14 protein-coding genes and 1 pseudogene are annotated in these 22,858 nt (G+C 71.1%); 7 read left to right on the top strand and 8 right to left on the bottom strand.

Features of this window, described 5'->3' with window-relative positions; translation table 11 throughout:
- Positions 1-10 precede the first annotated feature (10 nt).
- Positions 11-682 carry a DUF4097 family beta strand repeat-containing protein gene (locus tag HW837_RS09225; protein ID WP_045559747.1) on the bottom strand — a complete coding sequence of 224 codons (672 nt, stop codon included), beginning with the start codon at positions 680-682 and terminating at the stop codon, positions 11-13.
- A gap of 236 nt (positions 683-918) precedes the next feature.
- Here HW837_RS09225 and HW837_RS09230 point away from each other — a divergent pair, with 236 nt between their 5' ends.
- The gene (locus tag HW837_RS09230; RefSeq protein WP_045559748.1) at positions 919-1,674 is read left to right on the top strand and encodes a GbsR/MarR family transcriptional regulator; all 756 of its coding nucleotides are present in this window, start codon (positions 919-921) and stop codon (positions 1,672-1,674) included.
- A 21-nt stretch (positions 1,675-1,695) separates the two neighbouring features.
- Here HW837_RS09230 and HW837_RS09235 read toward each other — a convergent pair whose 3' ends face one another.
- The 7 genes and pseudogenes from HW837_RS09235 to HW837_RS09265 form a co-directional block, all read right to left on the bottom strand.
- A complete protein-coding gene (locus HW837_RS09235; protein ID WP_045559749.1) occupies positions 1,696-3,279 on the bottom strand; it encodes a carboxylesterase/lipase family protein in 1,584 nt (527 codons plus the stop codon).
- A gap of 133 nt (positions 3,280-3,412) precedes the next feature.
- Positions 3,413-4,666: an alginate lyase family protein gene (locus tag HW837_RS09240; RefSeq protein ID WP_193381016.1), complete on the bottom strand. Its 1,254-nt coding sequence runs from the start codon at positions 4,664-4,666 to the stop codon at positions 3,413-3,415.
- Positions 4,667-4,720: 54 nt separating this feature from the next.
- Positions 4,721-8,075 (bottom strand): annotated as a pseudogene (locus tag HW837_RS09245) (alginate lyase family protein).
- 17 nt (positions 8,076-8,092) lie between these two features.
- Positions 8,093-9,886 carry an Ig domain-containing protein gene (locus HW837_RS09250; RefSeq protein ID WP_045559752.1) on the bottom strand — a complete coding sequence of 598 codons (1,794 nt, stop codon included), beginning with the start codon at positions 9,884-9,886 and terminating at the stop codon, positions 8,093-8,095.
- A gap of 68 nt (positions 9,887-9,954) precedes the next feature.
- Positions 9,955-10,824 (bottom strand): carbohydrate ABC transporter permease, encoded by an 870-nt coding sequence (locus HW837_RS09255; protein ID WP_045559753.1) that lies wholly within the window; start codon positions 10,822-10,824, stop codon positions 9,955-9,957.
- Positions 10,821-11,840, bottom strand: a complete 1,020-nt coding sequence (locus HW837_RS09260) for a carbohydrate ABC transporter permease (RefSeq protein WP_193381018.1) — start codon at positions 11,838-11,840, stop codon at positions 10,821-10,823. The genes HW837_RS09255 and HW837_RS09260 overlap by 4 nt, the downstream gene beginning before the upstream one ends.
- Positions 11,837-13,186: an extracellular solute-binding protein gene (locus HW837_RS09265; protein ID WP_045559755.1), complete on the bottom strand. Its 1,350-nt coding sequence runs from the start codon at positions 13,184-13,186 to the stop codon at positions 11,837-11,839. The genes HW837_RS09260 and HW837_RS09265 overlap by 4 nt, the downstream gene beginning before the upstream one ends.
- 629 nt (positions 13,187-13,815) lie before the next feature.
- Here HW837_RS09265 and HW837_RS09270 point away from each other — a divergent pair.
- The 6 genes from HW837_RS09270 to HW837_RS09295 all read left to right on the top strand — a co-directional run bounded on the left by HW837_RS09270 (position 13,816) and on the right by HW837_RS09295 (position 22,851).
- Positions 13,816-14,829: a hydroxyacid dehydrogenase gene (locus HW837_RS09270; protein WP_193381019.1), complete on the top strand. Its 1,014-nt coding sequence runs from the start codon at positions 13,816-13,818 to the stop codon at positions 14,827-14,829.
- 419 nt (positions 14,830-15,248) lie between these two features.
- Positions 15,249-16,589, top strand: coding sequence for an ABC transporter substrate-binding protein (locus HW837_RS09275; RefSeq protein WP_193381020.1), 1,341 nt, complete (start codon positions 15,249-15,251; stop codon positions 16,587-16,589).
- Between the two features lie 11 nt (positions 16,590-16,600).
- Entirely contained in the window at positions 16,601-17,485 is an 885-nt protein-coding gene (locus HW837_RS09280) for a carbohydrate ABC transporter permease (protein WP_045559757.1), read from the top strand.
- Positions 17,485-18,432 carry a carbohydrate ABC transporter permease gene (locus tag HW837_RS09285; RefSeq protein WP_196788991.1) on the top strand — a complete coding sequence of 316 codons (948 nt, stop codon included), beginning with the start codon at positions 17,485-17,487 and terminating at the stop codon, positions 18,430-18,432. Before HW837_RS09280 ends, HW837_RS09285 begins: the two co-directional genes overlap by 1 nt.
- A gap of 20 nt (positions 18,433-18,452) precedes the next feature.
- Positions 18,453-20,174 (top strand): glycoside hydrolase family 43 protein, encoded by a 1,722-nt coding sequence (locus HW837_RS09290; protein WP_193381038.1) that lies wholly within the window; start codon positions 18,453-18,455, stop codon positions 20,172-20,174.
- Between the two features lie 256 nt (positions 20,175-20,430).
- The gene (locus HW837_RS09295; RefSeq protein ID WP_193381021.1) at positions 20,431-22,851 is read left to right on the top strand and encodes an NACHT domain-containing protein; all 2,421 of its coding nucleotides are present in this window, start codon (positions 20,431-20,433) and stop codon (positions 22,849-22,851) included.
- Positions 22,852-22,858 lie beyond the last annotated feature (7 nt).

Below are 22,858 nucleotides of genomic sequence, written 5' to 3' on the forward strand. Positions count from 1 at the left end.
AGGTCGTGGGTCAGAGGCTGCGGGCGGTGATGTCGCCGTAGCCGGTGGTGGCGTGGATGTCGAGCCGGGCGTCGGCGTCCCCGGTGTTCCTGAGCGAGTTGTGGATCCGGCCGTGGGAGGTGCCGGCGTCCAGGGAGGCCGAGGCGTCGGCGGCGGCGCCGACGGAGATCTCGCCGTACCCGGTGTGCAGGGTGACGGTGCCGCGGACGGCCTCGGTGATGCGCAGGTCGCCCTTGCCGCTGGTGATCTCGGCGGGGCCGCCCAGGCGTCCGACCAGCGCGTCGCCGGCCAGGAGGTTCAGCCGGGCGCCGGCCACCTCGTCGAGCTTGACCAGGCCGTGCGCGCCGTCGATGGCCACGTCGCCCAGCCGTCCGACGCCGCGGAACTCGGCGGCGGCCGCCTTGGCCTCGACATGGGAGCCGGCGGGCAGCTGGACGGTCACCTCCAGGCTGCCGGAGGGGCCGAGGATCTCGCTCTTCGCCACCGGGGCCTGGATCCGCAGGACGCCGTCGCTGTAGTCGACCGTGGTCCGCTCGGCGGCCCGGACGTCCCGGCCCTTGGCGGCGTCGGCGGGCCGGACCTCGACGGTGGTGTCGGCCCGGTCGGCGGCGATGAGCCGCACGCGCCCGGCGGGGATGTCCAGGACGGTGGAGATCGGGGCGGGGGTGTCGAACTTCTGCATGGTGTGTCTCCTTCGGCTCTTCGTTCGGCGTTTCGTTTCCGACAACGGAAAAGCTACGTTGCGTTCGAGGATCGAGCAACATAGTCGTTGCGAAGAAATGCAGAAAACGCAGGTGAGAGCAAGGAAATCATTGCAACAGGTAGAGAAGTAACGCAACAGCTTCAGTGCGTTGCGTTGCAATGGATTGGGTGCGAACGCTATGGTGGGCGCTCCACCGAGCACGAAGGAGAACAGCGATGCCGGGAGGCAGGCTCACTCAGCAGGAACGCCACCAGATCGCGCTGGGGCTGGCCGACGGCCTCGCCTACGCGGAGATCGCCCGACGCCTGGAACGCCCGACCTCGACGATCACGCGCGAGGTGATGCGCAACGGCGGCCCCACCTCCTACCGCGCCGACCTGGCCCACCGCGCCACCGAACGCCGCGCCCACCGGAGCCGCGGGACCACGCCCCGGGCGGCCCAGGCCCCCGAGCAGGCCCACGGCCGGGACGCCGAGGCCGTACGCGAGTACGAGGAGACGTTCACCAACGTCATGATCGCCTCGGGCATGCCCGCGATGATGGCCCGGGTGATGGCCTGCCTCACCCTCACCGACAGCGGCAGTCTCACCGCCTCCGAACTGGCCCAGCGGCTCCAGGTGAGCCCGGCGTCCGTCTCGAAGGCGATCACCTACCTCGACGGCCAGGGCATGGTCCGCCGGGAGCAGGGCGAACGCCGCCGGGAGCGCTACGTCGTCGACGACGACGTCTGGTACCGGTCGATGATCGCCAGCGCCCGGGCCATCGCCCAGGTCGTCGAGATCGCCCGCCAGGGCGTCGGCGTCCTCGGCACCGGCACCCCCGCCGCCGCCCGCCTGGAGAACGTCGCCCGCTTCCTGGACTTCGTCGGCGAGAACACCGCCCGCGCCGCCGAGCAGGCCCGCGCGGTCCTGCACACCAAGCCGCCGACGCCCGCGGACGGCACCGCCGGACCCGACGCGGACCAGGAGTAGGCAGGCACCGGCGGCCCGGCCTCACGGACTCCGGCGGAAGCGGCGCAGGGCCGGGAGCGGGCCTCCGCCCGAGGTGACGAAGGTGCCGGCGCCCTGGACCCGGCGCGGTCGCCGCGCGTCCGCCTCCCACAGGGCGAGTTCGGGGTCGTAGGGGCCGAGGACGACGCGCTCGGCGTCCGGGGAGTCGAAGACGCGGACCGGATGGGTGCGGTCCCAGGCCGGCCAGCCGGGCGTGCCCTCCGTCACGAAGCCGACCCAGGCGGTGTGCAGGGCGGTGGCCAGGTCGCGCGGGGCGTGCTCGCCGGCGAGCTTGGCGGAGGCGGGGGTGTGGCCGGTGTCGAAGACGAAGCCGAGTTCCAGGGCGTGGCAGGCGCCGAGGGCGGGGACGCCGGAGGACCAGGCGAACTCGTAGACGTAGGACCTGGCCTGGTCGAGGCGGGCGTCCGCCACCCGGTGCAGCGGGACCCGCAGGAGGTGGTCGGTGACGAGTCGACCGACCAGGTCGGCGGTGCCCTTGTCCGGGTGCAGGTCGCGGTAGGCGCGCGGGACCTCGGGGCCGCAGTGGCAGCGGGCCCGGGCACCGGCCAGCGCGACCGTGCCGAGGCGGTCGACGCGTTCCTGGAGGCCGCCGGGGACGAGCCAGAGCCGGTGCTCGTCGCGGGTCCAGCCCATCAGCAGGTCGGTCCCCGGGGCCGCGCCGTGCTCGGTGAGCGCCTGGAGCGGGTCGGTGGGCAGCAGGTCGCCGTCGACGACGATGCCGAAGGCGGGACCGCCGAGCACCGGGCTGCTGAGACGGCCGACCTCGGCCTGCGCCTCGGCGAGCGCGGAGCGGTCCACGGCGGCGAAGGCCGCGGCGGTCGCCGGTACCTTGAGCCGGTTCGCCATCCGGCGGACCATCCGGCGCACCTTGTCCCGGTCCAGGGCCTCCGGCGGCCCGCTCTGCAGCACGGCACGGCGGAACAGCCCCCGGGCGCGGGGCATCGCCAGCAGCGCGCCGACGCTGATGGCGCCGGCCGACTGACCGGCCAGGGTCACCCGGTCCGGATCACCGCCGAACGCCTCGATCGACTCCCGCACCCACTCCAGCGCGGCCAGCTGGTCACGCAGCCCCAGGTTGGCCGGGGCGTCCGGGAAGAGGCCGTAACCCTCCACGCCCAGGCGGTAGTTGAGGGAGACCAGCACCACCCCGTCCCGGGCGAAGGCGGCACCGTCGTAGACGGGGACCGCCGACGAGCCCCGGGTGAGGGCGCCGCCGTGGATCCAGACCAGGACCGGCAGCCGGGCCCCGTGACCCGGCTCCGGCGTCCACACGTTCAGGTTGAGGCAGTCGTCGCCCGGGACGACGGGGTCCGACAGGTAGCGGGCGAACGCCTCCGAGTACGGCGGCTTCGGAGACGTCGGACCGAAGGCGACGGCGTCCCGCACCCCCGGCCAGGGCTCGGGCGGGGCGGGCGGGCGGAACCGGCGGGGACCGAAGGGCGGGGCCGCGTACGGGACGCCCCGGAACACCGCGATCCGCGTCCCGTCGCCGTCCACGGCCTCGTAGCCGCCGCGTACGTCGCCGTACGGCGTCCTGACCACGGGACCTCGCCGGTCTGCCGTCATCGCGCACCAGCTCCTCACGCCGCCCGCTCGTGAACCGTCGTCCACCTCAGAGCACCACATCCCCGCGCGGTATTCCGGTCGTGCCGGGTCCCGAGCGGCCGTTCGGGCGACGACGGCCGCTCGGGGGCGGTGGCTACTTGGCGTACATCAGGGTGCCGAAGCCCAGCTGGTCGTAGCCGCCGCTGTTGGGGCCGTAGTCGCCGCCGCCTCCTTCAGGGCGGACGCTCTCCGCCATCCGCGTGATGTACGGGACGGACAGGCCCCGGCGCCGTGCGTAGTGGTAGTGCAGGAGGTCCCACACGGGGCGGACCTGGCCCCGGCCGCTGGAGGAGATCACGGTGTGGGTCTGCTGGGCGCAGTTCTGCCCGGTGCCCCAGGTGTAGGCGGTGAAGGGCACGTCCTCGCCCAGGTTGTACTTGGCGACGTACTGGGCGGCCTTCATGAACCGGTTGTTGTCGTAGCCGTAGAGGTCCTCGCCCTGGGACCAGGCCATCTCGCAGAAGGCACCCATCTGGCCCATGCCCATCATGGTGTGCCCCTGGTCGCGGCCGGACTCCTGCCACTGGGCGAGGCCCTGGCTGTCGTACAGGAACGGCACGGCCTTGCGGATCGCGCCGTTGCCCGCGCCGTTCTTGAAGTAGTTCACGGCCTGGTCGTACTTGGCGCCGTCGTCGCACAGGATCCCGATCGCGAGGATCGAGTTCATGGTGCACAGGTCCCAGTTGGACCAGTAGTTGGTGATGCAGGCGTCGTTGTGGTTGTTCAGGAACTGGTTGTTGAGCGGATAGAAGACGTTGAGCATCATCGTCTTGAACCGGTTCAGGTCGAACCCGGCGTAGCCGCGCATCAGTTCGGCGGCGTTCGCGAACTGGTAGCCGTAGATCCCGGCGGCCAGGAACCGGTCCGCGTTGCCGGTGACGGTGGTGAGCTTCGACGACCAGGCGTTGAGGATGCGGACGGCCGTGTCGCCGTGGGCGGTGGTGCCGGCGATCTTCCAGCGCAGCGCGTTCTGGTAGGCGGCGTGGATGTCGTTGTAGAGGATGCCGTAGTTCTCGCCCGTTCCACCACGGATGATCGTGGCCTGCGGGTTGGGCGTCCAGGTGCTCGCGGAGTGGGAGTTGGCGGTCAGCCGGTTCCAGCCGGACAGCCACGGGTCGTCGCCGGCGGCCACGCGCACCTTGGCGCGATTGAGTTCGCCGTAGACGTGCAGCATGCCGGGGTGGGTGAAGGTGGCCGGGGCCGCCTCCGCCGTCGTGGTGACGGAGGAGGCGGCACCCAGCGCGAGGGCGGCGGTGAGTCCGCCGGCGGTCCGCAGCAGACCTCTGCGGCTCAACTCGCCCTCGGGAGCGAGCCCTTCGGGGCTCGTGTGGGGGGAAGTGCGGCTCATTGCTTGTCTCCATTCCATGGAGGAGCCCCGCGGACCCCGAGGGCCCGCAGGGCTCTAGAGGGGGGTGATGCTCACCTCGCTGAATCGCGCGGTGACGTGGGCCAGCGGGTCGCGGGAGCAGACCACCAGGCCCACGTGGTAGGGGGCGTCACCGAAGCCGGGGATCTCTCCGTCGGCGAGGGGGGTGAAGGTGACACCTCCGTCTGTGGACACCGCCGCGGAGAACGCGGTCCCGACGCGTCTCAGCCGCAGCAGGCAGGGGGCGGTGACCGGGGCACCGCCCGTGAACGCCGACCGTCCGGCCACGGTCGTCCGGAGCATCAGCTGGGCACTCGTCCCGCCGCTGACGATCGCCCCGGCCGCCTGGTCGAACGGCGACAGCGACTTGGCCATCAACAGCCCGACCCGGTCGGCCGCCGCGCCGGTGCGGGAGACCAGCCGGGCGGTGATCTCGCAGTCGCCGGTGACCGGCCGCCGCGTGAACTGCCCCGTCATGCCCTGGTTGTTGACGGACAGGTCGACACCCGCGCCCCGTACGACGAAGGTCCCGTCCTCCTCGTACGCCGTACTGCCGGGGGTACGGACCGCGACCACGCCCAGGGTCCCGACGGCGCGCTCGTCGAGGACGACGTCGCCGAGATCGCCGTACGACCAGGGTGCCGGGGGCGGTGTGCCGACGGTCAGGATGAGGGTGCCGGACGCCTCGCCCGCCGCGTTGCCCGCGGTGGTGGTGACGGTGAACTCGCCGGTCCGGGTGGGGGTTCCGGAGATCAGACCCGTGCGTCCGTCGACGCGCAGGCCCGCGGGGAGTCCGCTCGCGCCGAAGCGCACGGGAGCGTGCGAGGCACGGATCAGGTACTGGAAGGGGGCACCCTGGTTGGCGAACGCCTGCGCGGCGGAGGTGAGTCGCGGCGTGGTGGGGGACGGCATGCGTGCGGCGACCGGCTCCGAGCGGGGGCCGTGTCCGCCCTCGTTGCTCTTCGTGACGACGTAGTGGTACGTCGTGCCGGGGGTGCCGGTGGCGTCCGTGTACCGGAGGCGGGCGCCGAAGCCGACCGGGGCGACGCCGGTCGCGATCGTCCGGTAGGTGCCGTCGGCGCGAGTGGCGCGCCGCACCCGGTAGCGGGCGGAGAGGTCGGGATCGGTCCAGGTCAGCTCGACCGCGTCGGCCCCGGCGCCGGCCCTGAGGTCGGTGGCCCGTCGGGCGGGGCGGGGCACCGACCAGACCTCTCCCCCGGTGGCGGACACCACGGTGACGTTGTCGAAGGCGCCGGTGCCGGTGTCGGCGTACTCCTCGTCGACGCCCAGACAGGACGTGAGGACCAGTCCGGCGTGCACGGTCCGCCCCAGGTCGACCTCGGAGCTGCCGACCTCGGTCCACCGGACGCCGTCCGGCGAGATCGCCCCGGTGCAGCGGCGGCCCTTACGGGTCACCCGCACCCAGTACGGCGCCCGTAGCCGGTAGCCGTCGCCCGCGCCCTCGACGTACGGGGCCTCCAGGGGGGGTCGCCGACTCCGGGAGCGCGCCCAGGCCGGAGATCGGGAACGCGGCGGCGGTGGTGATCGCCTGCTGCTGGGTGGGCGGCACGGGGGTGCTGCCGGTCGCCGAGACGGCGGCCCCGGCCGCCTTCCGGACGCTCCACACCCCGCTCCAGGTGTGCAGCGGCAGCCCCTGGACCAGCATCGAGGCGTGCGCGGCGTCCGGGTCGAGGGCGTCGCGGAGGGTGACGCCGATCTTGGAGTACTGGGAGCTGAGCGGCCACACGATCCGGGCGGTGACCGTGCCGTCGCCCCGCAGCGGCAGATGGGCCAGGTGGTACGTGTCCGCCGTGCCGCTCGCCCGGAGCACGAACCGCTCGCCGTCGAACAGGGCCGCACCCGCGATCCGCACCGTCCCCAGGTCCCGGGCGTCCCACGGCCCGGGCAGGCCCGCAGAAGCGATCACTTGGCTCGAACTTCCGCTGCTGCCCTGGGAGTTGGTGGCGGCGACGGTGTAGTGGTACGTCCGCCCCCGGCGCACCTCCCGGTCGGTGTACGCCGGCTCGTCGAGGCCGGTGGCGACCTCCTCGTACGGGCCCTCGGGGCGGGTGGACCGCCGGACGGTGTACCCGGTGGCCCAGGCCGACGGCAGCCACGCCACGGTCACGGACCCGGTTTCGCCCACCGCCGTGACCCCGGCCGGGGGCTCCGGTACGGGTGTCGACGCGGGAGCGGTGGCCCCGGCGTAGGCGAAGGTGCCGAAGCTCGGGAGGTCGTCGTTGGTGCCCTCGACGACGCGGGCGCCCCCGGTGCCCCGGAAGACCGCCGCCTTCGTCGCGGGGGCGTCGAGGCCGCGCACCCCGGCGTAGTGGGCGAGGTACATCTCGTAGACCGGCGGGAGGGTGCCGCGGCCGACGGCGGAGACGGTCTTCTTGATGTACTTGCCGGTGCGGTCCAGGTCCGGGGTGAAGGGGACGTCGCCGCCGAGGTTGTAGCGGGCGGCGTACTCGGCGTTCGCGAGGAGCCGGTCGCCGTCGAAGCCCCACAGGTCCACGCCCTGGTTCCAGGCCACCTGCGCCGCGTCGCCCATCAGGCCGACCGCGAGCTGCTCGTGCCCCTGGTCGCGGCCGGACTCCTGGCCCTGGCCGGTGGCCGTGACGATGCGGCCGGGGACGCTGCCGTTGCCGGCGCCCGCCGCGGCGAACCGCAGGGCGTCCTCGAAGAGGGCGGGCTCCTCGCAGAACACGCCGATGGCCAGGACGGTCTGAATGGCCGTCAGGTCCCAGTTGCCATTGGCGTAGAGCATGTAGCCGGAGACCGCCGGGTACCAGACGTCGAGGAACGACCGCTCGCAGCGGGCGATGTCCGCCTCCGCCCAGCCGTCGTACCCGGTGTGCCGCAGCAGTTCGGCGGCGTTGACGAACTTGAAGGCCTGAAGACCGGCGCCGAGCGGGCCGTCGGCGCCCGTGATCATGGTGAGGGAGGCGGACCAGGCGTCGAGGATGTCCCGCGCCTTGTCGGCGTGGGCCCGCTCGCCCGTCACGCACCACATCAGCGCGTTCTGGTAGGCGGCTGCGGAGTCGGCGACGGCCTGGCTCATGAAGTTGGTGGGGCCGCGCCCCCAGGAGGTGATCTGGCCCGTGTTCTGCGCGGTATACGTGGCCTTGGACCGGGCGTGGGCCGCGAGGACGGTGAAGCCGTCGTGGATCGGCGTCTCCTTCGCGGCGACCGCGCTCCGCAGCCGGTCCAGATCGGCCGCGCTGTGCAGGAGGCCGGGGTGGCTGAAGGTACGGGTCGCCCCGGTGGAGCGCGCCCACCCGGCGGAGGCCGGGGCGGCGGAGGCGGAGGCGGCGGCCGTCAGGATTCCGGTGCCGGCCGCGGCCGTGAGGCCGGCCGCGCCGAGGAACGACCGTCTGCTGAGGGGATGCACGGATGTCTCTCCTGGTCCTACGGGTGCCGCACGGTGAGCTGGAGGGACTGGGTTGCCGTACCGGCGCTGTTGGTGGCCGAGACGGTGACCGTGCAGGAGCCGGGGCGGGACGGCACACCGGAGATCAGGCCCGTCCGGGTGTCGAACGACAGGCCCCTCGGCAGGCCCTCGGCGGCGAAGGACGTGGGCAGCCCGCTCGCCGTGACGAGGTGGTTCAGGACCCGCTTGGCGGTGGCGGTGACCTCGCCCGCGCTGGTGATCTCCGGCGCGGTGGTGGCGGCCGGGGTGCCGGCGTCCAGGAAGCGGAGGTTCTGGACGTGCTCGTTGGCGAACATCGGCACCATGTCGGTGGTCAGGTACCAGCCGGGCTTCTTCATCTTGTCGTGGACGACCGTGCCGTTGACCGTCAGGTTCTGGAAGGTCAGGTTCTTGATCGGGCGGTCCGCGTCGTACCCGGTCAGGATCGCCATGGAGGCGTGGGTGCCGTCGTAGGTCAGGTCGCGCACGTACACGTCCTCGATGCCGCGTCCCGGGGAGGCGTTGTACCGGTTGGCCATCACCCGCATGTTGAGCAACTGGCCCCAGGTGAAGTCCTCCACACGGACGTCCTGGATGCGGACGTTCCGGATGAGGTTGCTGTCGCCGGGGTTGAGGGCGAAGCAGCCCTGGTAGAGGACCTGCGGCTCGCGGTGCTGGAGCACGTCGATGTCGCTGAAGACGATGTTCTCGATGGTCTCGGGCTTCTCGGGGTTGCCGTGGGTGCCGATGTTGACCGGGTGGGCGACATCGGCCCACAGGGTGGAGTTCCGGACGGTGATGTTGCGGCAGTCGCCGTAGTAGTCCCAGCGGTGGGCGTAGATGGCTATGCAGTCGTCGCTGTTGCGCATGAAGACGCCCTCGATCAGCACGTCCTCACTGCTGAACACGTCGATGCCGTCGCCCCACTGGCCGAAGCTGTAGGAGTGCAGGTTGCGGACGGTGACCTGCTGCGACTGGCCGATGGTGCAGGAGTAGCCGGTCTTCGGGTTGAGGGCGAGGATGCCGTCGATCTCGATGTTCCTGGAGAAGGCGACCAGTGTGGCGGCGTCGGAGTCGTAGATGATGCCCCGGCCGAGCAGCCGCGCGTTCTCCACGTGGCTGAACTCCACGCGGGCCTTGAGGACCGCGCCGCCCGCCAGGTACACGGTCTTGCCGCTGGGCACCTTGACGACGTTGTCGGGGACGGTGTGGATGCCGGGGCCGAAGTAGATGACGTCCGGGTCGTCCTCCTCGGGCCGCCACTTCTCGACCGGGTTGGCGTGCAGCTGGAGGTTGTCGTAGAGGTCGAAGACGGCTCCGTCGGCGTCGCCGAGTTCGACGGAGAGGTTGCGCGGCTCGGTGAGGCTGAAGGTGACCGTGTCCCCGCTCACCTCGTGGGCGATGTCGTACGACAGGGGGCGGATCCGTGCGGAGGGGATGGCGCCCTTCGAGGAGGTCACCTGGACCTCCACGGTGCCGCGGAAGTCGAGGCCGGCCACCGAGGAACTGCGGACGACGCCCGCGCCGGTCTTCTCGTTGATGGTCTTGGTGCGCGCCCGGACCACGGGCACCGGCTGCCAATCACCGCCCGGTGTACGGGCCTTGACGGAGAAGCTGGTGTTCAGAGGCAGACCGGTCGGGACGGGGTGCACCACCAGCTTGTCGGCTCTCTCCTCCTCGGCCGCGTTCGCGGTGCCCGGCGTGGCCGCGAGCAGGGTGTACGCGGCGGCCGCGGCGCCGGCGGTCTGGAGGAGGGTGCGCCGGGAGAGACCCGGGCCCTGGGTGTCGGTCATGAGCAACGTCCTTGTGTACGAGGGGAGTCAGGGGAATCGGTGGGCGACCGGCGTGGCGGGGGCGGGACTCACTTGAGTCCGGAGGTGGACATCCCGGCGACGAAGCCGCGTTGGGCGACGAGGAAGATCAGCAGGATCGGGACGACGTACATCACCGAGGCGGCGGCCTGGAGGTGGGTGACGGGGGTCCCGGCGGAGGTGACGTAGGTGGACATCACGGCGACCGCGAGGGTGGAACGGTCCGTGGACAGCAGGAGCTGGGGTGCGATGTAGTCGCCCCAGGTCCAGGTGAAGGCGATCACGAAGCTCGCGGAGAGCACCGGCCAGGACTGCGGCAGGAAGATCCGCCAGAAGATGGTGGCGTAGCCGCAGCCGTCGACGATCGCGGCCTCCTCCAGCTCTCGGGGCAGCCCGGCGAAGAACTGCCGGAAGAGGAAGACGAGATACGGCGCCGCCGCGAGGCCCCACAGCACCCAGGGCCAGTAGGTGTCGACCATGCCGAGCCTGGCGAAGATCAGATAGGTCGGCAGCAGGGTGATCATCTGGGGCAGCATCATCGAGCCGAGCAGCACGCCGAACAGCGTCTTCTTCCCGGGTGCGTCCAGCCGGGCGAAGCCGTAGCCGACCCAGGCCGAACTCAGGGTGACCAGGGTGGCGTAGAGGAAGGCGATGATCAGGGAGTTGCGGGCGTAGCCGAGGAAGTCGATCAGCTGGAACGCGTCGGCGAAGTTGTGCCACTGGAAGTCCCCGGGCAGCCAGTGCACCGGCGCCGCGGCCGTCTCGGCGGAGGTCTTCAGCCCGGTGAGCACCAGCCAGCCGAAGGGCCCGAGGAACAGGCCGGTGACGACGACGAGCACGGTGTAGACAACGAGCCGGCCGGTACGCAGCCGTACGCGGTTCGCGGGGGCGGCGACGGCGGTGTCGCTCGTGACGGTCACTTCTTCGCCTCCGGGTCGACGTTGTAGAACACCACGCCCGACGTGAACCGGAAGAGGAGACCGGTGACGACGAGGATCAGGACGAAGAGCACCCACAGCAGCGCGGAGGCGTAGCCGTAGCGGCCGAGCGCGAAGTACTCGGCGAACACATGCATCATGTACATGTAGTTGGACTGCGGGATCGCGGTGACGCCGCCCGTGGTGGGCTCGGCCGCCAGCAGCAGCGGCATCACGGTCTGGACCGAGGCGATCACCCCGGTCACCGTCTGGAACAGCAGCACCGGCGACAGCAGCGGCACCGTGACGCTGCGGAACGTCCGCCAGGCGCTCGCCCCGTCGATCCGGGCCGCCTCGTGCAGTTCGCGGGGCACGTCCTGGAGTCCGGCCAGCGAGATGATCATGACGTTGCCGGCGGTCCACAGCACCGTCATCAGCAGCACATAGCGGGCGTACGGATCCGCGAGCCAGCCGAGGGCGTCGATGCCGAAGACGTTCAGCACCCCGTTGGCGGCGCCGGAGTTCTGGTCGAACAGCGTCTTGAAGGCGAGCCCTGCGCCCACCGGCGGTACGACGGCCGGCAGATAGAGCAGGGTGCGGAACAGGCCCCGGGCCCGGAGCGGCCGGTTGATCAGCACGGCGAGCCCGAGTCCGGCGCCGATCGACAGCGGCACCGAGGTCAGCGCGAACAGCCCGGCGCGGCCGAGGGAGTCCCAGGTCACCGGATCGGCCAGCAGCTCACGGTAGTTGGCGAGCCCGACGAACCGCCAGTGCGGCGAGATCCCGTCGTAGGTGGTGAGGCTCAGCCACAGCGCGTACACCATCGGCACGATCGTGAGCAGCAGGAAGCCGATGATCCAGGGCGAGGCGAACAGGTAGAACGCCCAGTGCCTGCGGGTGGACATGGAGGTGGGCGGGCGGATCCCGGCCCGGCCGGCCGGCCGGGTGGCGGCGGGCGGTGCCGTCCGGACCCCGGTCGTCCCGCGCCGCACCGCGGCGGTCGTGCGCTCGGCCGTCATCCGACCTGCTCCTTCCCGCGGTCGAGCTGTTCGTTGATGGTGGAGTTGAGGCGCCCGGCGAGGGTGTCGACGGAGATCTCGCCCTTCATCGCCGCCGGGGCCACCTGGTTGAAGAGGGCCTTGAAGCCCTCCGCCGTGATGTAGGGGGTGAAGGAGATCACCGAGAAGTGCTCCAGCTCTGCCTCCTGGGCCGCCAGCACCCGTTGCTGGTACGCGTGTTGGGCCGGCATCAGCGGCCGCAGGGACTTCAGGCTCGGGATGCCCCAGCCGCCGCCCGCACGGGCCTCGGCCGGGGCCTCGCCGAAGAACCACTCGAAGACCCGCCATGCGGCGTCCTTGTTCCGCGCCTTCCTCGGCATCCAGAACCCGGTGCCGCCCTGGCAGGGGCTGACCCGGGCGCCGCCCGCGAAGACCGGGGCGGGGGCCAGCCGGGACGCCTTCGCCAGCTTCTCGTCGGTGTTGATCATTCCGCCGAGCCAGTAGCCGCTGTTGGTCATGGCCATGCGGCCCGCCTGATAGGTGGGCCCGTCCCAGGCGTTGGGGTCGGGCTGGATCGCGCTCGGGCCCACCCTGGTCCGGCAGTAGTCGATGTACCAGCCCAGCGCCTTGCGGGCCTCCGGGGTGGTGAAGTCGATCCGGGCGAGGTCGTCGTGGAAGAGACGGCCGCCGGCGGCCGCCGTCAGGGTCGCGAGGTTGGTGGCCTCGTACAGGCCGTTGTAGCTGCCGCCGAAGACCAGGGTCCGGCCGTTCCGCCGCCGGGTGAGCCGCTCGGCGCGCTCCAGCCACTCCTCGTACGTGACCGGCTCGGTCGCGTGCGGATACGCGATGCCCGCCTCGTCGAAGTGCCCGGTGTTGTACCAGTACATGGAGTCCTGGGAGAAGTCCTTCACCATGCCGTAGCGCGGGCCCTTCCCCTGGGTGCGGCCGTCGTAGCGCCACAGGTCGTTGACCGGGTCGAGGTCGTCGGCCCTCAGCACGGAGCTGCCGGCGAAGTACGGGTCCAGCTCCTCGGCCACGTCACGCGCCGCGTAGTACGGCGTGTCCACGGCGCCCACGCCACGCACCAGATCCGGCGGGTTTCCGCTGGTCAGCATCGCGATCAGCTTGGTGATGTCGTACTTCACCGTGACGATGCGGATGCCGAGGTCACGCCGCGCCTGCCGGATCAGCTCCGGGGAGATGTCCTCGGCCTTCACCATCAGCGTGACGGTCTCGCCCGAGCCGCCGGAACCGCCGGCCACGGGGAGCGCACAGCCGTTCAGGGCCGCCCCGCCGGCCGTGGCACCGGCCGCCGAGAGGGCGAGGAACCGACGGCGGCTCAGGGGGCCACCGGCACGGGTACGCATGGACACCTCACCTTCACGAGCGGGAACCATCTCTTGAGGACAACCGGTTTCTATCGGTCGACGGGGCAGAGCTTGTTCCTGACCGCAAACCGCGTCAAGAGGCTCGACCAGTTTTCGAAAACTCCGCGTAACCCCCGGGACATGGCCGAATGCCGCCCCGATCGACAGCGACCCCCGTGCGACCAGGGCGGATCCGCCGGACCGACGGTGGTTTCCTGTCGCCATGCGGGATCGGCCTCCTGTCGGCAGACCGTCGCCTTCCGGGAACCGGTTGCCCTGCCGCCCGGAGCTCTGATCCACTTCCGGAGCACGCTCCTCGCGGCCGGTTCAGCATCCGACCCGAAGGAGTAATCGATTACGCCGGAAGGGCACCTCGACGGCCACTTCCGGCACCACAGGCACCTCACGCCCGTCGAGAAACCGCCGAGATCATCCAGCGACCCACCCCGCACCCCACGCCGCACCCCCACGACCAGCACAGACGCAGCCGGTCTCAGGTGACCTCCGGAGCACGACACCCGATCAGGACGATTGACCGGCCGTCGGACCCGGATCTACGGTAGAAGACGTTTTCTGAAACTGTTTCCCGCAGCAGTCCCTGCGTCCACCCCCTGCTCTCCAGGAGAGTCATGCCCAGCGCCCACTCGACGCGAGCCGTGTTCGCCATGGATCCGGTGCATCTGCCCCTGCTCTTCCCGCCGCCGCTCATGGCACGGCTGCGGGAGGTGGTCGAGATCGATCCCGAGGTCGTGGTGCGGGACTTCACCGATCCGGCGGCCGCCTCCGCACTGGCCGGCGCCGAGGTGCTGATCACCGGCTGGGGCTGTCCGCACCTCGACGCGGAGGTGCTGGCGGCGGCGCCCCGGCTGCGCGGCGTCCTGCACGCCGCCGGCTCGGTCCGCGCGCTGGTCGGCGAAGCCCTCTGGCAGCACGGGGTCACCGTCTCCAGCGCGGTGGCCGGCAACGCGCTGCCGGTCGCCGAGTACACCCTGGCGATGATCCTGCTGGCCGGAAAGGACGCCTTCGACCAGCGTGAACGCTTCCGGCAGACCCACACCTACCCCTCCCCCGCCGAGACCGCCGCCATCGGCAACGTCGGCCGCCGGGTCGGGGTCATCGGGGCCTCGCGCGTCGGCCGCCGCCTCCTGGAACTGCTGAGGCCGTTCGACTTCGCCGTCTCGCTGTACGACCCGTACGTCGACACGGCCGGGGCCGCCGCGCTGGGTGCCCAGCCCATGGCCCTCGACGATCTGCTGCGGACCAGCGACATCGTCAGCCTGCACGCCCCCGACATCCCCGAGACCTACCGCATGCTCGACCGCGGCAGACTGGCGCTCATCCGGGACGGCGGTGTCCTCATCAACACCTCCCGGGGCGCCCTCGTCGACCCCGAGGCGCTCACCGACGAGCTGCTCTCCGGCCGGCTCAGCGCGATCCTGGACGTGACCGAACCCGAGCCGCTGCCGGTCGGCTCCCCGCTCTACCACCTCCCCAACGTCTTCCTCACCCCGCACATCGCCGGCTCCCTCGGCAACGAGCTGGAGCGGCTCGGCCGGACGGTCGTCGAGGAGCTGGAGCGCCTCGCCTCGGGACTGCCGCCGGCCCACGAGGTACACCACACGGACCTGGCCCGCGTCGCCTGACCGGGCCCCCGAGCACGGGGTCGTACGGCAGCCCGTGGGGCCGCCGGGGACGGGGAGCGACCGCCCCACGCCCCCTCCCGATGCGTAAACGTTTTCGCGTATCCGTCCCAGGTGATGCCCTCCCCCACCGCGGCCGAACGCCAGGTCGGTGCGTCCCTGACCTGCACACTCACCGTCACCCGACGGCCACCGGACGACAGCTTCCGGCAACCCCGCCGACCATTCGGCGTAATAATTTGCCGTCGCGGTCTTGCGTGAGCCGAGCAGGCGACCTACGTTTCACAGCAACCGTTTACTACACGTTCCGCAGGGGTCCCGAGACCCGAGCTGACGGTCCGCCTCGCTCGTAGTCGCCCCACCGAGCCGCCCCTCGCTCCCCCACTTCCGCGATCGTCTACGTCTCGAAGGATGACCGTTCGATGAACTCCAGCAGCCCCCGGAGAAGGTTCGCCCGCATCGCCGTCGCGAGTGTGGCGCTGACAGGCCTGCTCGCCGCGTGCGGCGGTTCGGACTCGGGCGACGACGGTTCCTCCGGCGCCACCGGCCCGGTCACGCTCCCCTTCTGGGGCTGGGCCAACGGCCAGGAGGCCCTCGTCAAGTCGTTCAACGCCGCCCACAAGGACGTCCAGCTCAAGTACACCAAGGTCACCGACCAGTTGACCATGCAGAAGCAGCTCAGCAACGCGGTCAAGGCGGGCAACGCCCCCTGTCTGGTGCAGAACACCGCCGAGTACGTGACGACCTGGGTGTCGCAGGGCGCGCTCGCCGACATCACCGAGTACGTCGGGTCGAGCGCGGACAAGTTCAACGCCGGCGCGTGGGCCGGTGTCCAGGTGCAGGGCAAGGTCTACGGCGTGCCCACCAGTTCGGCGCCGGCCTTCACGATCTACCGCACCGACGTGTTCAAGAAGTACGGGCTGAAGGCGCCTGCCACCTGGGACGACTTCATAGCGGCCGGCAAGGTCCTGAAGAAGCACGGCATCCACATCACCAACTACGCCGGTGAGGACCCGAGCACCCTGGAGGTGCTGGCCATGCAGGCCGGCGCCCACTGGTACGCGATCGACGGCGACTCCTGGAAGGTCAACTTCCAGGACGAGGGCAGCCTGAAGGCGGCCGACGTGATCCAGCAGATCATCGACGGCGGCCTCAACTCCAAGCTCTCGTTCGCCGACTACGCGGCCGTGCAGCGCAACTACGACAAGGGCGGCACGGTCACCCGGCAGATCTCCACCTGGCAGATGGCCGGCATGGTGCAGAACTTCACCGACTCCTTCGGCGAGTGGGCGCTCTCGCCGTGGCCGACGTATAAGGGGGAGGCCGCCAAGACTCCGGCCGGCACCAACCAGAGCGGTGGCATGAACCTGGTCACCGAGCAGTGCGAGCACAAGAAGCAGGCGGCCGAGGCGGCACTGTGGCTGTCCACGGACCCCGGCGCGGTGAAGTCGATGGCGAGCCCGGAGACCGGTAGCGGTGTGATGCCGGGTCTGGCCGACAGCGACTCGTTCGTGGCGGAGGCGATCTCCGAGAAGCTGCTCGGCGACAACTACGAACCGGCCGAGAAGATCGTCACGGACAGCCTGGGCACCGTGACCACCGACTGGGTCTACGGCCCCAACTGGACCGCCATGTTCACCGAGTTGCAGAGCGAGTGGGGCAAGGTCGTCAGCAAGGAGCAGAAGGTCACCGACCTGCTCGCCCACATGCAGGAGTGGACGGTCAAGGACCTGAAGTCACGCGGCATCAACGTCAAGGGCTGAGGCATCCTTCGATGATTCGCTCCCAGCGCTGGAAGGGTGCCGCGTTCACGGTGCCCTTCCAGCTCGGATTCGTCTTCCTCTATCTGCTGCCCATCGCGTACGCGGTCTACGAGTCGCTGTTCCAGGAGAAGCGGTCCGGGCTGGGCCTCGGTGGCGCGACCCGGGAGTTCACCGGGCTCGACAACTACCAACTGGGGCTGTCGGACTCGGCGTTCATGGGCTCGATCCTGCGCGTGGTGCTCTTCGCCTGTGTGCAGATCCCGTTCATGCTGCTGGTCAGCCTGGTCCTGGCGCTGTTCCTGGACGCGCTCACCGCGAAGGCCGCGAACCGGTTCCGGATCGTGCTGCTGGTGCCGTACATGATCCCCGGCGTGGTCGCGGCGATCGTGTGGATCAATCTGTACAGCCCCGCCGTGGGCCCGCTGACCCCGATGGGCGACTTCCTCGGGTTCGACTGGAACTTCTTCGCGCCCTCCATGGTGTGGCCGTCCATCGGCAATCTGCTCACCTGGCACGGCATCGGCTACAACATGGTGATCATCTACTCGGCGCTCCAGGGAGTGCCCCGCGAGCTGTTCGAGGCGGCCCGGCTCGACGGTGCCTCCGAGATCCGGATCGCGCTGAGCGTCAAGATCCCGTTCGTACGGGCCGCGTTGGTCCTGACCGGTCTGCTGTCGATCATCCAGATGCTCCAGCTCTTCAACGAGCCGGCGCTGTTCCGGAACATCACCCCCGAGACCGTCGACGGCAGCTTCACCCCCATCATGATCATCTACAACCAGGCGTTCAACGCGGGCAACTACCAGTACGCCGCCGCCCTGTCGGTGCTCCTCGCCCTGATCCTCGGCGCCGCCTCCCTCGTCTTCTACCGGCTGACCTCGAAGGAGGTCGACTGATGGCCACGACCACCACCGACTCCCCCAGCAGCACGCCGACGAAGTCGGCCGCGTCAGGGAAGTCCGGCGTGCCTCCCGTACGGCGGATCGCCGGCCCCGACCCCGCCGCACGCGGGCGCGGCGGCCAGCGTTTCATCCTGCTCGGCCTGATCCTCGCCAGCGTCTACAGCCTGTTCCCCGTGTGGTGGCTGATCGTCGCCGCCACGAAGGACCAGGTCGGGCTGTACCAGAGCAACGGCCTGTGGTTCTCCGGCATGCACCTCTGGGACAACCTGCACCAGCTGTTCACCTACGAGGACGGCATCTTCCTGCGCTGGACCGCCAACTCGTTCCTGTACGCCGGTGTCGGCTCCCTCGGCGGCACGCTCATCGCCCTGGCGACCGGTTACGGCCTGGCCCGCTTCGACTTCCCCGGCCGGGGCGTGGTCTTCGGGGCCGTGGTGGGGTCCTTCCTCATCCCCATCGCCCTGCTCACGCTCCCGCTGTATCTGATGTTCTCGAAGATCGGCCTGGTCGACACTCCCTGGGCGATGCTGATCCCCTGCCTCATCAACCCCTTCAGCGTGTATCTGGCGAAGGTCTACACCGAGGCGACGATCCCCTTCGAACTGCTGGAGGCGGCCCGGATCGACGGCGCCGGTGAGCTGCGGATCTTCTTCAGCATCGTCTTGCGCATGATGACCACGGGCGGTGCGACGGTCTTCCTGCTGGCCTTCGTCAACACCTGGAACGCCTTCTTCCTGCCCCTCACCGTCCTGCGCGGCGAGGAGAACTGGACCCTCAACCTCGGCCTCTACAACTGGTCGGGCAAGCGTGCCGAGTCCGGCATCGACGTGACCAGCCTCGTCCTGACGGGCGCGCTGCTGTCCATCGTCCCGCTGGCGATCATGATGACGGCGATGCGCCGCTACTGGCGCACGGGCGTCACCCTGGGAGCGCTCAAGTGACCGCCGACGCCGAGCGGGCCGTGACCGTGGCCCGCAATCCGGTCATCCGTGGCTTCGCGCCCGACCCCTCCCTGATCAGGGTCGGCGAGTGGTACTACGTGGCGACCAGTTCGTTCGAGTGGTTCCCGACGATCCCCCTGCACCGCTCCAGGGACCTGGCGCACTGGGAGTACGCCGGTCATGTGCGCGGCGCGGCCCCCGGCGGCTCGCTGCGCGGGGTCCCCGACTCGGCGGGCATCTGGGCGCCCTCGCTGAGCTGGGACGGCGAGCGCTTCTGGGTGGTCTACACGATCGTGCGGTCGGTCGGCACGCGCCACTTCGACCTGGACACGTACGTCAGCACGGCGGCGACGGTGGACGGTGAGTGGACCGCTCCGCGGCGGGTCGCCAGCCATGGCTTCGACCCCGCCCTGTTCCACCACGAGGGCCGGCTCTGGCTGCTCAACATGCAGAGCGACCACCGTCCCGGCGGCGAGCGGTTCGCCGGGATCGTCCTGACGGAGCTGGACCGCACCACGCTTCGGCCTGTCGGCGACACGCATCTGCTGCTCCAGCACGACCGGTTGATCGAGGGCCCGAAGCTCCTGATCCGCGACGGCTGGTTCTGTCTGGTCCTCGCCGAGGGCGGCACCGGGGTCGAGCACGGGGTCCGGGTGGCGCGCGGCCGCGCGCTCACCGGGCCGTACGAACTCGACGACGTGCCCCTGCTGACGACGCGGGACGACCCGAAGGTGCCGTTGCAGAAGGCCGGACACGCCGAACTGGTCCGGACACCGACGGGCGAGTGGTTCCTGAGCCATCTCACCGCCCGCCCCCTCCACACCGACCGGGGCATCCGCTGCACACTGGGCCGCGAGACCGCGATCCAGGCGGTGACGTGGGACCCGGAGGGCTGGCCCCGACTGCGGCAGGGGGGTTGGCATCCGGAGGTGGAGGTGGAGGTACCGGGTGTGGGTGTGGGTGCGCCCGCGGCGGCTCCGGCTTCGGCTTCGGCTTCGGGTGCGGCTGCTTCGGCCTCGGGTGCCGCTTCGGCTACAACTCCGGCTGCCGCCCCGGCTTCAGGTGCCGCTCCAACTCCAACCACGGCTGTGGCTGCCGCTTCGGTGTCGGACTCCGCCGGCATCGTCTGGCCCTGGAGCACTCTGCGGGCCGCGCCGGACGCCTCGTGGGTCGACACGGGTGCCCGTCCCGGCTGGATACGGCTGCGGGGGCGGCAGGGGCCCGAGTCGCTGTGGGACCAGAGCGTGTTGGCGCAGCGGCTCACCGAGCACCGGGCGGAGGTGGAGGTCACCGTGGAGGCCCGGCCGCGCACCTTCGGCGAGGCGGCGGGCCTGACCCTGCGGTACAACACCGCGTCCTACCTCAGTCTCGACCTGACCTGGGCCGAGCCCGAGGGCGAACGGCAGCGCGGCCAGCAGTGGCGGGGCGAGGGCCGTACGGTGCTCAGTCTCCTGGAGCGCGACGAGGACGGCGCCCGGCAGGTGGCCGTCGTCGAGGTCGAACCGGGCCGGCCGATCACCCTGGGGGCGAGCATCGACGGCGCGGAGGCCCGCTTCTGGTACCTCCGCGACGGCCTGCGCACCCCCGTAGGCCCGCCCCTCGACTTCACCCACCTCTCCGACGACTACGGCTCCAGGCTCCGCTTCACCGGGACCCTGGCCGGCATCCACGCCCAGGACCTGGTCGCGGCGGAGTTCACGGCGGACTTCAGCGGGTTCCGCTTGGTGTGCCGGGCGGAGTGACGGGCGGGGGCGCGGGTACGGGGGTTCCTCCTGGGTTCCTCGTGGGCGCTTCCGCTCGCGCCCACGAAGCGCAGGTGGACGCGACCGACCCCGCCTCCCCACCTCGGCCGTGATGCTCAGCCGCTTGTCATACAACTGCCGTAGGTGTGTTCGTCACAGATGCCCGAGAGGCGGACAACGCCTGGATATCGCCAGTAGTGTCCTTGGGGCGTCTCCGCAGCCCATCGGCGGGACGGAGCGGGAGGCACCGGCAGACATGGAACTGTTGCTCGTCCTGGTCCTCGCTGTCGGGGGCCTGCTTCTGCTGGGGCGCCTGCTGGGCTGGGGCCGGGACGGTCACCTCACCGACCAGCGGCGCGCGGAGCTGCTGGAGCGGCTCCAGGCCTCCGTGCGGCGCGACTGGGCGGCGGAGGCCGACAAACGAGGCCTCACTCCCGACCCGGGGCGGCCCAGGCTGCTGCACACCCAGTGGGCGCCCGCCCCGCCCCGGCTGTCGGACGGCCGGACTCGCGGACTCACCGGCAGCACGGCGGACATGGCCGGACTCGTCGAGTCCTTCACCGCGCTCGCGCCGCAGCGGCTGGTGGTCGTCGGGCCCGCCGGTTCGGGCAAGTCGACGTTGCTCCTGCTGTTCCTGCTGGAGCTGTGCCGCGTGCGCGAGCAGAACCCGAGCGCGGCGGGAGCCGTCGATCCCGTCCCCGTCCTGTTCTCGCTGAGTTCCTACGATCCAGGCCGGTACGAGCTGTTGGACTGGCTGGCCGGGCGGCTGGCGGCGGAGTACCCGGAGGTGGGTTCCGCGGGGTCCGCCCGCGATCTGCTGCGCACGGGTCATGTGCTGCCCTGCCTCGACGGGCTGGACGAGATTCCGCGGCAGCGGCTCGTGCGCGTGCTGGGCCGGATCCGCCGAGCGTTCTCCGGCGACCTGCCGGTGATCCTCGCCTGCCGCACCGAGGCCTACGAGCGTGCGCTGAGCGGCGGCCCGGTCCTGTACGGGGCATCGGTCACCGAGGCGCGCGAACTGGCCTTCCCCCATGTCATGGCGTATCTGCGGGACAGTCTGGGACGCGGTGGGCCGGGCCGCGAGCAATGGGCCGACCTCTTCGACCGGCTGGAGCACGGCTGGGGCGTGCTGGAGGACGAGGTGCGCGCGGCGCGAGCACGGGGCGCCCCGCTGAACGGGCCGACCTGGTCCCTGCTCACGCCCGGGGCCGCAGCCGAGCGGGCCGCCGCCGTCCAGGTGGGCAGGCGCTGGGCCGTGCAGGTGGAGGCGGCGGCTCTCACCGGCTGGGCCCGGGAGGCGAGCCCCCAGTTGCTGGCGGCACTCGGCGAGGCGTTGGCCTCGCCCCTGACGGCGACTCTCTTCACCGACTTGTACAGCCACGCGGACACGGACGAGGAGACACCGTTCGTCCGGCTGCTGCGGTCCGACCCGGCCGAGGTGCGCACCACGATCCTGGACAACGCGGTGCGGGTCCTCTTCGACCACCGTCTGGCGCCCGACGTATGGCCGGAGGCCCGGCGGCATCTGTCCTTCCTGGCCCACCATCTGGAGAGCCGCGACCGGACCGACCTGGCGTGGTGGGAGCTGAGCGGGGCGCTCCACCACGCCGTCTACGGCCTGCTTCTCGGGCTGCTGGCGGCGGTGGCCGGCGGGGTCGCCACCGCGTCCGCCGTGAACGCGAGCACCGGCGCGCTGGCGGCGCTCCAGCTGGGCGTGGCGGGTCTGGTCGGCGGGATGCTCCTGTCCTGGTGGGGTCCGGACCGGGTGGCCGCGTGGCTGGACCGCTCTCTCCACGCACTCGCCGCGTCGGCGAGGTCCGCTCCGGACGAGCCGGGAAGCGGCCCGGCGGAACCGCGCTTCGGGCGGACCTCCACGGCTCTCGCCGTCGGGGTACCGATGGGCGGAGCCATCGGATTTCTCGCCGCCCTCACGGAAGGGCCCGCTGTCGGGTTCCTCGTCGCCATCATCTTCGGGCTGATCGTCGGCGTTCCCGCCGGGCTGCTCGGTGCGGGCGGGCCGGTGCGCGGGCCGCGCTGGTTCCGCCGGGGTACCGGGTTCCTGCGCCGGATCGGAGGCGGAACGGCGATCGGTCTCGGTGCCGGGGCCGTCCTCGGGCTGCTGTACTGGGCGTCGATCAGGGCCACCAGTTCGCCGGCCTCGTCGAACTGGGAGCGGCTCAACCGGCCCACCTATGTGCTGGCCGCGATGCTCACCTTCGCGCTGCCGGGGCTGGTCCTGGGGGCCCTGTCGGGCTTCCTGAAGTGGCTCCAGGCACCGGCTCCCGCCGACGACGCCACGTCACCGAGAATCCTGTTGCGGGGGGACCGGAGGCTGGTGGCGGGGTGGGGGCTGGTGATCGCGGGACTGTTCGGCCTGGGCATGGCCTGGGTCATGGCGACCTTCCCGTACGCGCCCGGACAGGTCGTCGAGGGCACCGTGCTCTTCGTGGTCCTGACGCTGTGGGTGCCCATCGCCGTCCGTACCTGGCCCCGTTACCTCGTCGCACGGGCATGGCTGTGGCTGCGCGGCGACCTGCCCCGCGATCTCATGGGGTTCCTGGAACACGCCCACCGGGTGTCGGCGCTGCGGCAGGTGGGCGGTGTCTACCAGTTCCGGCACAAGGACGTGCAGGAACACCTCAGCCGGGTCTACGCCGACGCGAGGGCCCGGCCGTAGCCGACGG

The organism is Streptomyces caniscabiei, from assembly GCF_014930365.1.
GTDB classification, from domain to species: Bacteria; Actinomycetota; Actinomycetes; order Streptomycetales; family Streptomycetaceae; genus Streptomyces; species Streptomyces caniscabiei.